General features: G+C 40.3%; 12 protein-coding genes. 3 read left to right on the top strand and 9 right to left on the bottom strand.

The window, feature by feature from the left end; translation table 11 throughout:
• Positions 1 to 165: 165 nt before the first annotated feature.
• The 4 genes from F7734_RS31705 to F7734_RS31690 all read right to left on the bottom strand — a co-directional run bounded on the left by F7734_RS31705 (position 166) and on the right by F7734_RS31690 (position 9,122).
• The gene (locus tag F7734_RS31705; protein ID WP_155748532.1) at positions 166 to 1,638 is read right to left on the bottom strand and encodes a hypothetical protein; all 1,473 of its coding nucleotides are present in this window, start codon (positions 1,636 to 1,638) and stop codon (positions 166 to 168) included.
• A gap of 1,086 nt (positions 1,639 to 2,724) precedes the next feature.
• The gene (locus F7734_RS31700; protein ID WP_155748531.1) at positions 2,725 to 2,913 is read right to left on the bottom strand and encodes a hypothetical protein; all 189 of its coding nucleotides are present in this window, start codon (positions 2,911 to 2,913) and stop codon (positions 2,725 to 2,727) included.
• Complete coding sequence (locus tag F7734_RS31695) at positions 2,910 to 3,110, bottom strand: hypothetical protein (protein WP_155748530.1); 201 nt, start codon at positions 3,108 to 3,110, stop codon at positions 2,910 to 2,912. The genes F7734_RS31700 and F7734_RS31695 overlap by 4 nt, the downstream gene beginning before the upstream one ends.
• Before the next feature lie 276 nt (positions 3,111 to 3,386).
• Positions 3,387 to 9,122, bottom strand: coding sequence for an alpha-2-macroglobulin (locus F7734_RS31690; protein WP_155748529.1), 5,736 nt, complete (start codon positions 9,120 to 9,122; stop codon positions 3,387 to 3,389).
• A 456-nt stretch (positions 9,123 to 9,578) separates the two neighbouring features.
• On the opposite strand from F7734_RS31690, the gene F7734_RS31685 reads away from it, so the two are divergent.
• Together F7734_RS31685 and F7734_RS31680 are read left to right on the top strand one after the other, a co-directional pair.
• Positions 9,579 to 9,830, top strand: a complete 252-nt coding sequence (locus F7734_RS31685) for a hypothetical protein (RefSeq protein ID WP_155748528.1) — start codon at positions 9,579 to 9,581, stop codon at positions 9,828 to 9,830.
• A 47-nt stretch (positions 9,831 to 9,877) separates the two neighbouring features.
• Entirely contained in the window at positions 9,878 to 10,168 is a 291-nt protein-coding gene (locus tag F7734_RS31680) for a hypothetical protein (RefSeq protein WP_155748527.1), read from the top strand.
• Here F7734_RS31680 and F7734_RS31675 read toward each other — a convergent pair.
• The gene (locus F7734_RS31675) at positions 10,151 to 10,456 is read right to left on the bottom strand and encodes a type II toxin-antitoxin system RelE/ParE family toxin (protein WP_155748526.1); all 306 of its coding nucleotides are present in this window, start codon (positions 10,454 to 10,456) and stop codon (positions 10,151 to 10,153) included. The two genes, F7734_RS31680 and F7734_RS31675, sit on opposite strands and share 18 nt — an antisense overlap.
• A complete protein-coding gene (locus F7734_RS31670; RefSeq protein WP_155748525.1) occupies positions 10,456 to 10,722 on the bottom strand; it encodes a type II toxin-antitoxin system ParD family antitoxin in 267 nt (88 codons plus the stop codon). The genes F7734_RS31675 and F7734_RS31670 overlap by 1 nt, the downstream gene beginning before the upstream one ends.
• A gap of 80 nt (positions 10,723 to 10,802) precedes the next feature.
• Between F7734_RS31670 and F7734_RS31665 the strand changes: the two genes are divergently transcribed.
• Positions 10,803 to 10,979, top strand: coding sequence for a hypothetical protein (locus F7734_RS31665; protein WP_155748524.1), 177 nt, complete (start codon positions 10,803 to 10,805; stop codon positions 10,977 to 10,979).
• Between the two features lie 125 nt (positions 10,980 to 11,104).
• Here the strand turns inward: F7734_RS31665 and F7734_RS31660 are convergent, their stop codons facing one another.
• From F7734_RS31660 to F7734_RS31650, 3 genes are read right to left on the bottom strand one after another with little or no spacing between them, the layout of a single operon-like run.
• Positions 11,105 to 11,554, bottom strand: coding sequence for an HNH endonuclease signature motif containing protein (locus F7734_RS31660; RefSeq protein WP_347566321.1), 450 nt, complete (start codon positions 11,552 to 11,554; stop codon positions 11,105 to 11,107).
• Positions 11,555 to 11,565: 11 nt separating this feature from the next.
• The gene (locus F7734_RS62310; protein WP_207714264.1) at positions 11,566 to 12,006 is read right to left on the bottom strand and encodes a hypothetical protein; all 441 of its coding nucleotides are present in this window, start codon (positions 12,004 to 12,006) and stop codon (positions 11,566 to 11,568) included.
• 12 nt (positions 12,007 to 12,018) lie between these two features.
• Entirely contained in the window at positions 12,019 to 12,603 is a 585-nt protein-coding gene (locus F7734_RS31650) for a hypothetical protein (protein ID WP_155748523.1), read from the bottom strand.
• Positions 12,604 to 12,682 lie beyond the last annotated feature (79 nt).

Below are 12,682 nucleotides of genomic sequence, written 5' to 3'. Positions count from 1 at the left end.
TTCTTCTGTGTAAGTGTCTTGGACTTTTGCATATAAGGGAAAGCTGTCTTGACGATGTTCGAGAACTTTGAGTTCGACTTGACTGAGACGTAAATAAGAAAGTAGGTTTTGATTGAACCTGTCAACCAAAACCTACAGCAATATCAAATTGTCGTCAATTCCAAGCTAGATCCCAGCAATCACACTGTTAGGTTCAAGTACGTGATTCCCGTGCAATTGAGTAATCCCGTCTTGGGTGATGGTTACTGTATTAGTAAAGGGGAAAGGAATACCTGAATTTGGTACCACACCTAATGTAATACTCAAAGAGTCTAGAACGGAGGACAATCCTAAATCGGAAAACGTCTGCTCAGTAACATTTCTATTAATGACTTCATAGAACTCATTCGGATTTTGAGAATTCGTCAAGCTATCTTTGACAAACTCCGCCACTGGTATGATGTCGCGGAACTGAGAATTGTCTACTCCCGCTTTGTAGTCTAAGCTAACACTGACGTTGGCGACACCTGACTGTGCTGGAATCACAACATCTTTCAATTCAAAAGAAACTAATGCATCAGTTTTACCATCAGGAGTGAGTGCGATGGTGTTGCTAAATGCGAAAGGAATGCCAGCATTTGGTGCTACATCCAATTTTATTGATGCTGAGTCCAGAACCGATGCGAAATCAAAACTGCTATTATTCAGCAGTGATGTGGTGACATTTCTGTTGATGATTTCATAGTACTCATTCGGATTGCGAGAATTCGTCAAGCTATCTTTGACAAACTCCGCCACTGGTAAGATATTGCGGAACTGAGTATTGTCTATTCCTGCTTTGTAGTCTAGATTCACACTGACGTTGGCGACACTTGACTGTGCTGGAATCACAACATCTTTTAATTCAAAAGAAACTAATGCATCAGTTTTGCCATCAGGAGTGAGTGCGATGGTGTTGCTAAATGCGAAAGGAATGCCAGCATTTGGTGCTATATCCAATTTTATTGATGCTGAGTCCAGAACCGATGCGAAATCAAAACTGCTATTATTCAGCAGTGATGTGGTGACATTTCTGTTGATGATTTCATAGTACTCATTCGAATTGCGAGAATTCGTCAGGCTATCTTTGACAAACTCCGCCACTGGTAAGATATTGCGGAACTGAGTATTGTCTATTCCTGCTTTGTAGTCTAGATTCACACTGACGTTGGCGACACTTGACTGTGCTGGAATCACAACATCTTTTAATTCAAAAGAAACTAATGCATCAGTTTTGCCATCAGGAGTGAGTGCGATGGTGTTGCTAAATGCGAAAGGAATGCCAGCATTTGGTGCTATATCCAATTTTATTGATGCTGAGTCCAGAACCGATGCGAAATCAAAACTGCTATTATTCAGCAGTGATGTGGTGACATTTCTGTTGATGATTTCATAGTACTCATTCGAATTGCGAGAATTCGTCAGGCTATCTTTGACAAACTCCGCCACTGGTAAGATATTGCGGAACTGAGTATTGTCTATTCCTGCTTTGTAGTCTAGATTCACACTGACGTTGGCGACGCCTGACTGTGCTGGAATCACAACATCTTTTAATTCAAAGGAAACAGCTGGCTCAGAACTTAAGCTAACAATCGGTGAAGAGTTTTTCGTTGTCGTCATAATTATGGTGACTCCTAATTGAGAATATACTTGCTCTATCTGAAAGTATTTACGCTTCTAGAAACCTAGGGCTAGACATACAAAGCCAGAGAAGCGCAGGCTTCGTTTGTTTAGTCCCAGGCTTCTAGCCTGAGAAATCATCCGAACCGTATTGAACCCACTCAAATCTGTGTGCGCTAGCATTGCTTGTGCATTGACAGAATCAGCAAAAGCCTGCTTTTGGAGACTTAATTAAGTCTACGTCGGAGGAATTTGCCTGCATATTTGCGGTTTCCAATCGTCCGGTGTTTTTTCTCAGTTGGAATATGCCCGTTTCAACGAGATTGCTTAAAAGACTAGCTTACAAAACCCTGAGACATTTTGGGCAAATATCTTGGCTTTTGTATCTAACTAAACTGAATATAATTCCAGTTTTTCTTACAACTGCATACTAGGGTATATCATCCAACTCAATCAGGAAACATTCAAAAATTTTACATAAAATTCATAATATGGTTTTCTATTTTAAAGATAAAGTAAACCTCTCCAGAGGAAAATTTATTGTGCTACGGCTATTCCGAAGATATTTAGGCTTGTTGCTGTCCGTTCGCTAATTTTGAGCCTTGGAAAGGGAGGAAACAAGCGATCGAGTTCCCTCCCCAATCCATCGGTCCCAATACTTGTCGGTTAAGCTAAAAATTCAAATCAATCTGATACTCAGGTGCTGACTTACGATCAAAAACTGGCGGCTAAGTTTGGCGATCGTGTTGTCTTGTTGAAATAGAGTAATAAATGTAACTCGTTAAGCCAACTAATAGCTGAGACACGCCAACAGAGAAACCGCTCCCGCTCCGTTAAAGCATCGTATAAAATGACTTCACTACCACTGAGGCAAGAATCAAACTCAAACGCTTGTATCCGGTTATTGATGATTAAGGACTACTAGATGTGCATATTCTTTAATTTTGGCTTTAAGTTCATTCATCTCTTAACTCTCTGTACCAAGCTTACACGCGATACTTGTAAAATAAAAATGCCCCCATAAGCGAGGCATCATATACTTTGAGCTAAAACTGATAGTTCTTAAGGAAGCGCCAGTTTTTAGCTTTAACCTTGTTGACGTTTCAATTCTTGTATCAATACTTGACAGCGCTTCATAGCTTCTCTAGCCTGTTGTCTGAATTGTTTTGCTAGTTCTTGGTTAGTTTCGTAAACTTCCGAACCTTTTCGCCTAAGCTCAACAGCTTGCTTACTGAGTTCTTTAGCACGTGTCCTTAAATCTTCAACTGTTTTCATCTTTCCTCCAATTCTGAAATGACAAATTCCAAATTTTCACCTTCTTCATATAGTTTATCTGCTCTACTCTCGAGTAAGCTAGCGTCTTCAAGATCGTTATTTTCTAAAGCTTTCTCAGAAGCTACGTACAAATCATCAATAATTTGCTGTAACTGAATGTAAGCTCTTAGCAAAGTATTTCGTGTTTCTGACTTCATGTTTATCGTTCATTTCTATTGCCGCGTAGTTTACCACGTAACATACGAGAAGAGACTCCAGTTTTTCTACATTACTCCCTTTCCGCTATAAGATTACCGATCTTCTCTCCTCTTTCTTCGTGTACTTTGCGTCTTTGCGGTTCATCGGCGCGGGCTGATTTCGATGCGATCGCAACCTGGAGGCGAATCGCTTCTAAATTGTTGCCATACTGCTTCCTTTTCTAGTGCCATTCGACTGACGGATCGTAACTTTTATGCTAGCAGAGGTTTTTTGAATCACTGAACCACTAATGTAGAATCAGCAGTTCGTCCAAACTCTTCTGGCGCATACTGTAAGTAGACTTGCGCTCCAGGGTAGAGAAATGTACCGGGTGTCACAGAACGCACCAAGTAGTGAAGCTGATAAACCCCCGGTTCCAAACTGTCTGCATAAGCAACCACGCGATCGCGATGAATCGTCTTGAACCCAAGTTGCCAAGCATCGGCTTTTGCAAGTAATGCAGATGTCGCCGTTTGAAAACTCTCATCCACTGCTTCAAAACCTGCGGGTAAGGGGTCGGTTATTGCCACATGATTCACTCGACGATCTGTAATGACTTCCAAACCAATATCAAACACTTGCCCGGTGGCAACAGTCAATGGTTTATCACTAGCATATAAACCGACTTTTTGCAAGACTTTATCTTGATGCACGGGGCTAATTTCCCTGGTAACCCGCAAACCATTAAACCTTCCCGGTTGATTTCCTTGCAATCGATAGCGATAAGCAACCAGATAGTGCAATGTTCCTTGTCCGGATTTTTTCAGTTGTAGATCGTGACGCCCGCGAGGTAATTCAGCCATTGGAACTTTCACCGCTAAACTCGGATTGCGGTAACCTTCAAATTTTTGTTGTCCCAATTTCTTACCCGCCAATTGCACTGTAGCAACAAAATTGGGTGGTGTTGGTTGCAGTTGGCTGTACTCCACCAAAGCTGTCAGCGCTTGAGCATTGTCATAATGAGTTTGCCATGTACCATTGCGACGTAACGCCAGCAAACTTTGCAATAATTTAGCGATCGCATCTGGTTGATACTGCTGAGCAATAAACAACCGCAAAGCTTGTGCTTGTATAACTGTTGGTGAATTCATCCATTCCCAGGTGCGAGGTAAACTAACAACTGCATCACGACTGGTATAATATGTATTCTGTTGCAACTGGCTCAACAGTTGTTTGGACTCATTTTGCCATTCGGGAAATTGGGATAAATACCTTGTCAGCTTCATCTGAGTCGATAAATCAAAAGCATTGCGCTGACGGTAAATATCTCCGAGGAAAGTATTGCGCTGATCTCCTAATTCTGCCAAAGCCATCAAAGCATTGAGCTGCAATTGGCTTTTACATGGCTGTTTTTTGCAAAATTCATACTGTCCTGGGTTTGCCAGAATTTTCTGTAAATAACTCTTGAGACGAGATATCATTTCTGAATTTACCAAACTTGGGAAAGACCGATCTGCTTTTGCCAGAGATTCAGCCGCATAGGAAGAAACCCAAGGGTCTGACTTTTCTTCTCCTGGGAAAGTAGCAAAACCACCATCTGCGAGTTGGAGTTTTTGCAATTTCTCCATCGCTTGGGAAGCACGTTTGCTTGGATTAAACTCCGCAAATGTCTGACCGTATTTTTCAGACAAAGTTTGCAACCCAGCAGCAATGAAAAGTTGACTCGCTGCAGGTTCCGCAAAAGGAAAATCATCATTTTCCCAAACTTGCTGTGTTGGTGCTTTAATTTCTGGTATGAGAGTACTCGCCAGATCGATATCTAAACCTCCCCCATCAGGAAAAGTCTTGTTCTCGATATTTAGGGGAATCTTGACTTCATTCTTTCGAGGAGCAATTGCGCCTGTTTCCACAACTTGTTCGGTGATTTCTAATTGCTGAATCGCCAAAGGAACTTCAAAAGCATCTGCTGACGCCCCATTCAGTTGAGTGGTAAAACGAACTTTACCTTCTCCCACTCGATTTGCAACCATGGGAAAGCGATAAGCACGGGTAGCTGCATCAGTTTGGGTTTGCAAAGCAGCAGATGTGGGGTTATTTTCAGCAAACTGAACTGTACCGCCCACTTCACCATTAATAGTTAGGGTTCCCGTCGTCCCAGTATTGTTAGTTACTGATAAACCAGCTTGAAAGCGATCGCCGGGACGGGCAAATTGTGGCAGTATTGCATTAGTGACTAATGGTTTGGTCGTGATAAACGTTGCTTCCGAGTTACCAAACCGGAGATTTTCGTCAGTGGCGACAACCATCACTCGCCATGTCGTTAGGTTATCCGGGACTTTAAAAGTAACTTGCGCTCGACCATTAGTGTCGGCGATCGCAGAACCATTGTAGTAAGCTAAAGCTTGAAAGTCCTTACGAATGCGCGTATTTGCTGCACTTGCTGATAACCCACCGCCATAACCCCAGCCTTTAGGTTCAGCTAATGTTTGTTGTGCGACTACCACATTTTGGCGGTTATCATTAAAGCGAGTCGATATCGGCTGTTCGGCATATACCGTAGCAACCAAATCCGGAGGACGATAACCGGAAAGTTGCAGCACCGCCTCATTAACCACCATAACCGTGAACTGTCCTTTGGTGGGATTCCCCTGGTTATCCTTAAGTTCCAATTGTACTGTTTGTTCTGCACCCGGTTCGAGAGACGCTTGTACTGGAGTCGCTTGTACTTTTAAATACTTATCATCCAAGTTAACCTTAAAAGAAGCAAAACCAATCCTAGCTAAGTTACTCAAACTTCCCGGTTCTACTTGGTTGAGAGGCGCACCCTGTCGTACCAATACAGCTTCAATAGCTGCATTTGGTAGCATTTCTGGTGTAACTTGAAATTGAACTTGCGGTGCTCCTCCTTTCACTTTAATAATTTGCTGATACAGAGGCTTGTCTTTAATGACAGCAAAATACAATTCTCCTTCTGAATAAGGAGACTGAATCAGTACAGTTGCCGTTTCACCGGGTTTAAAAGTTGTTTTATCCAGTTGAATTTCCAGACGCTCTTTTTCTCTATTACCCCAAAATACTGGATTTTCTCCTGTCACCCAAATTTGGATATCCGTTGCGCTTACGTCATTTCTTGCATCGCTAAAATTTGCTCTAATGCGATAAGAACCGGATTCATTGGGTTTGAGCGTTACGGATTGCGGTTTATTTGTTGATGTAATTTCTGCTTTTTCTACTGTTTTATATTCAACTTGGGTTTTCCCTGTTGCACTCCCTTCGACTAATTGAGTCACACTGTTATACTTCATTTGTTGAAGTTCCAACAATACCCGTTGACCTTCTCGCGGTTTTCCTGTATGGTCAGTCACAATAACCTCAAAAGGAAAATCTTGACCAGCTTCACCAACAAAATTACTTTTTAACCCAATGAGTTGATGGCTGGGTAATGCGGTAAATGTTTTGGCATTTGCCACCGATAAGTTGGAAACATCTGAGACTTGAATATCAACCCGGTAGATCGTTGGATAAGGCAAATCTTTTGCCATCACCGTTTGACTGCTTTGTCCATTAGCATCAAGTACGGCATTTGTTTGCAAAACATCGCTCGGTAAAGAAGGGGGTTCTTCTGGCCAAAACCACTGTCTGCCAAATGTAAATTCCTCCCATCCTTTGGGAATAAAATTCGTCTGCTGGCGAGTCACAACATATTTAGCTTGTCCTCCTTCTACAGGAGAGCCAAATAAATATTGACTTGTAGATTTAGCTTCTATTGTATCATTAAGAAAAGCAACTTCTTTATCTAAATTCAGGTCTACTTTGAAATTGGGCGGATTAAACTCAGCAACGCGAAACTCTCCAGAAATTTCTTGTCCGTTTTTTCCTTTGGCTTGGATTGTATAGTAGCCAAGAAGTTGAGTTTTTGCGATCGCTAACTCTAGAGAAAACGTCCCAAATTCATTCGTGGTTTTAGCCCCTAAATCTGTCTTTTGTCCATCTGGAGCTAGAAGAGTTAACTGGTAAATGGAATTTTTATCCTGTTTGAATTCTCCATTTTGTAAGTAATCAGCAAAACCCGTGAACCAAGCCTTTTCTCCTGGTTGATACAACTGTCTATCTGGAAAAATGACTCCACGGGATAACAATTTGCCATCTTCCCAACTGGCGTCAACTCCGTAGCCATAAGCACCGCTATATTCTTCAGTACGAGCAAAAGCCCAATCTCGATCTTCTCGTGCAATAACAAGTAATAAAGGTTCTTTGGTAGAACTTTGAGAACCTGCAAAGCATTCTCGTAAATCGTCACGGGTGAGCCTCAAAGTTCCATTTTCATCAGTTTTCCCAGAAGCGCAAGGTATGGGTTGAGGACGCGATTTTGCCTCTAATTTGGATTGATAAATTGCTATATCAGCCGCTTTTACAGGTGAGCCATTAGAAAGATGGTGAACTCGAATTAAGCCTGACTCTGGAAACCACTGTGTAAAGACGCCCAAATTAGTCATTTGAACCATACCATAAAACGTAGGTTCTCGCCAAAGTTCCTTCCCATTTTCCTGATACGTATTTGTGCGTGCTTGCACCCCATAAGCTAACATTCCGGTAGCAGCACCCAGTTTTTCTCGTATGGGAACGCTCAATTCCAAGGACTGATTTTTTTTCTCCGATACCTTAAAGCTTTTCCACTCAGAGATTTTGGGTAATAGATCGTTACCTTCGCCTTTAGGATAAGCAGAATTAAAATAAACCAAATCTGTTGGTTGAACAACTTGATAAGCGGCTTTATAATTAGAATCTGGCAGATTGACTGTAGAAATATTGAGTTTTAAGTTTTTCCCTGATGGAAAAATATTCAAACTTTCAGGAACCCATATATCCCCAGCTAAATCTCCTGTTTCATACTTAACCGTAACAGGCTTACCTAGAGTTTGCCCGAATTTATCTTTAATATTTGCACCAATAGTTATTGTATAACTTGTTGAAGGTGTTAAGGCATAAGGATTAATAAGAATAAATTTTTCTCGGTCGTTAGCTTGGATGAGTCGAGAAATAGCTTTTGGTGTAGGATTAATTTTAATATTTTCAATAACGGAACTTGCCACTAATTCATTATTAAATACAAGTTGGGGAGCACCTTGAACAAATCTACCATAAGTTCCACCTGCATCGGGTTGACCGTAAAACTGGATTCCCTTAAATTCTAAAGGAGAATAAGTTGATAGCTTACTCGCAAACGCTTGTTCGCTGGGTAAATTGCCATAAGCAGGAAGTAACCCTGGAGAAAATTCCAGACGATAATTAGTTCCTTTTTGTAAATTTTCTTGAGGAATTAAATTATAAATCCATTGACGAGATGAAGGGTCAAATTTTTCTAAAGGGTCTTGAGGTTCTGAGAGCTTTTCTTCTTTTGCCAATTCTACTTTGAAAGTTATACTCTTAGTTTTGCCTTCTTCAAGAAGTTGTAAATGCGATCGCACAGAAGCTAAATTTAATTCCGTATTAGAAGTGAATTGTAATTTCTGCTGTAAATCTATTGGTTCGATTTCATCCTTCTCAATCGGATTTTTGCCAGGTAACCCAGTGAGTTTGATAAGTTCGGTATTGAAAGTCCAAGCTAAATCTCGATCGAGGCGGTGATTTTTTAAATCTGCCAAACCTGCTTTGAGCGTCACTTGAAATCGCGTTGCTTTTGGAAGTGCTTCCTCTAGTTGAAATCCCACCATACGTGGTGTCAAAAATCGAAAATGACCTGGGATAGATGGTACTATTTCAAATTTTTGCAACAAACCCTGTTGTTCTGTGCTGTCAAGACTCTCAACTGGAATTAAAGCCTCTTTAAACCGGATGCGGATTTGGTTAAGAGGTTCGCTATCACTCAATGGGCTTATCTGTTCTATCCAGTCTGGTAACTGTGGTGGGTTAAGTATAGAAACTGTAGGAAGCTTCTCTTTTTTTGGGGCAAAGCTGACAAAACCACACCCTGCTATTCCTATTAAAAGTGTCAGAATCAGCAGGAAGCGTAGAAAAAGTTTGGGGAACATAGAGGGATTGGTTGGTGGTTGGTTGTTAGTAGTTAGAGGGAGAGGAATTAATCACTCGTTACTCCCTTTCCGCTCTAAAATATCTATTTTTGTAAGGTAGACACAGAAGCGCCCTGTCAAAGTAGATAAAAACTTCAGGAAATTAATAGCTCTCTCTCCTTACCTCTGCGTCCTCTGCGTCCTCTGCGGTTCAAAAGTAATTTATTAAACCGCAGAGGCGCTGAGTACGCAGAGAAAAAAGAGGATTCCTATAGATAGCTAATTCTCTCCACTGTTTCCAGAAAATCAATACAATTCTTAATCAATTCATGGATGGCAAAACTTTTACAGTAATTATTATCAATACTTTCTTCCGTATTTATATTTAATCGCATTTTATACCAACTCAATGGTTTAATTATCATTAGGACTTAGTCGAGGGCATTAAACGGTTGGCGGAACATAAAGAGAATTTCGATGGAGCAAGAAGTCTACGATTTACTGCAAAAACGCTATAGTCAACGCGAACAAGTGCTGACTCGTATTCGTCAACGGGCGGAGACGTTACCGATGGAATCAGAAAGTCGGATACAGACTTGGAAATCCGTTGGATGTCATCCCGATGGTTCTACAAGGCTGCTGGCTCTCTGGAACCAAAATGACGACTCGAATCATGATACTCCTTACCGTTATGGCAAAGAATACAAGCAGGACGAGATTAAAAATTAATGAGCGTGCTTGCGTCTCTCTAATAATGTGAAAATTATTTATTTCTAATGGACAATCCGCGATTTATTGCAAAAACGCTATGGTCAACGCGAACAAGTGCTGACTCGTATTCGTCAACGGGCGGAAACGTTACCGATGGAATCAGAAAGTCGGGTACAGACTTGGAAATCCGTTGGACGGCCCTGATGGTGATTGATACAATGGTGTTTAGTCTTTACGTTTTCGATTTGTATCATCCTTTTCGTAAAATGGTATTACATACAGGGTTTGCAATTCAATACGCTACATTCAGACAGGTGAAGACACTCAATCCACAAGAACTATTTATCCAAATTTGAGTCAGAAAACAAAGATTCTAAATCTCGATAACCGCTAACCACCCGTGCAATCACAAGTTTATCTTCAAATAATCGATAAAAAATAATATAGCTATTTAAAGGTATTCCTCTAAGTGTTGGATCAAAATTTGAGTAACTTCTTCCAATATTTGGAAATCTTGTAAGATATTGACACTTTTTATTAAACTCCCGAAGGAATCGTTCACCTGCTTCGATATCACGAGTTAGGAAATAATCTAAAATATCATCCAAATCACGACTGGCTTCTAATGAAATAGAGTATTGCATTATTCTTGACCCTCACGGGCTTTTTGTAACTTTCCTTCCAGCCGAGCAATTACTACCTCACTATCAAGCACCTCTCCCCGTTCAATTTGAGCAAGTCCAACAGCCAGTTTTTGTCGAGTTTCTTCTTCCCAATCCTTATAACCCTTGTCCCATTCTTCCAGTAGTTTTAACGCTTTAGCTACAACTTCTTCAGGATTCGTATATCTACCACTTGCAACTTGTGCTTGAATAAATTGCTCGTGTTCAGGTTTAAGTTGGATATACATAGTTTTTTCTCTAAATAATTAATTTTTTTACCCTATTTTAATCATAAAGCGGGAGCATCCCAATTTTACAAAAAACTGAATTGCAAGCAGGGTTAAACCTATTAAAACAGGATAGAAGCCAAGAACCTCTTGCTGATTGGGAAAAAGCCGCTCTGTGCTACCAAAGCGCCAAAAACTGGTCAAATGCTGCACGCTGTTATTTGATGTGTGGGCAATCGCAAGCAGCAGCAGATTGCTGGATACAAGCGGGGGACTAAGGGGGGTAAGATGTGAGGCATATGATTGTTTTAGCTAAGAATGCAACAAATAGTTAGTCCAAATCAAGTCTAGCTGCGACTTGCTCAATCCAAAATCTAAAATCCAAAATCTAAAATGGTATAACTTATTCCCTCAACGACTTTAACAATTGGGTAGGACGTGCATCCTGTATAGCAGGCAATAAATTGGGATGATGAACGAACATATAATGCTCGTACTCAAACCAATGCATCTCCCCTTTCTGTTCGTTGCAAGCTCTGCAAATTACCCAAAAATTTCTAAAGTCCATTGACAACCAAGGATACTGCGATCGCGGTAATTTATGGTCAATTGTCCTACCACCACATTCAGAGAATCTATCTCCACAAATTGGACAGTCCCAATCTGAATGCTCCTTTGCCCAATCCTGACTTTCCTTTGTCGTCCCACACTCGCTGTCACCATTAATATATCGCCAGTTATCAAATTTCTTGTAATCCTCAAGATCCTGGCGAGTCAGTCGGTTATATCGCTTGTTGCCAATCTTGTCTGCTAACTCAAATAACTCTTTAAGCTCTTTGCCTTCAAAATCCACGGTATCCCTCACTAAAGTTTAGTTGTGCGGTATGTCTTTTGATTGCGTTGCTGCCGAGATTTCTTAGTTATTGTATTGCTATAGTCAATAATTTCAATCTCAGTATCGGGAAATTGCTGCTCTATTAGATCTCCAATCTCAGCAACTTCCTTAGACAACTGCTGGTTAAACTCTTCTATCTCATTGGGAGTGAGATACTTATTACCAATGCGATCGGCTTCTAAGAAAAGTTCCTCTAGAGTCATATCCTCAAATTGGGATTTCTCTAGAAACTCCTCATTTTTTTTGTAAAGGTTGATAACATTATCCCATCCAACATTTTTATAGCCATTATCTTTTAACCACTTCTGATGTTCTTTTTTGAGTTGACTTCGGTTCTTTGAGTTAGTACTTTGTAACTCCCCATAACTCATGCCGTTGAAATTTCTTTTTTGTTTTTTTAGGCTTGCCATCAGTTTGGTTCCTTATCCCAATGTCCATCTAAATAGCCTAATTATGGCTTTTCGGATCTCGTTATCTTCATACTGAAGAAGTTCTTTTGTATCTCTTGCCAACTTAAGTTTAATTTGATCGACTATATTTTTTAAATTTTTGTTATCTTTCTTCAACTGTGCATTAGCATTCATAATCTCGTCATTTTGAGTTGTTAAGGTCTGAACTTTAGAAGATAGTGACTGATTTTTAGAAGTTAAGTTTTCAACTTCATCTTGAAGCTTTTTCTGTTCTTCCTCTAAAAGCCTCTTTCTATTTTCAAGATTTGTTTTAGCTTCCTCTATAGACGCAATAGATTTTTCTAACTCAAGGTATTCTGTTTGTAAAGCCGCCAATTTATGTTCTGCTTGATTGCGTGCCCTAGCGTAACTAGAATTATTACGTCCCAGAGTAGAGTTTTTGTTAGCATAAGAGTCAACGAGCTTTACAGCACTAGGTTCACTCTCAAGAAGCTTGATTAGTCTTTCACACTCTTCCTTAGTAAGGGGCTGACTGATATTCTTATTGATACTAAATTTTTCTTTCAAAGTACTTTGCAGCTCATCTTTTGATGCCATTAGTTATCTCCTAAAATGTTGATAACTTGGTATTCCCGAACAAAGTGAATAAAATTTCTTAACTTCATAACAAATTTTA

The sequence above is a fragment of the Scytonema sp. UIC 10036 genome (assembly GCF_009725235.1).
The sequence above is the reverse complement of the archived record's forward strand: the minus strand, read 5'-3'. Positions and strand labels throughout refer to the sequence as shown.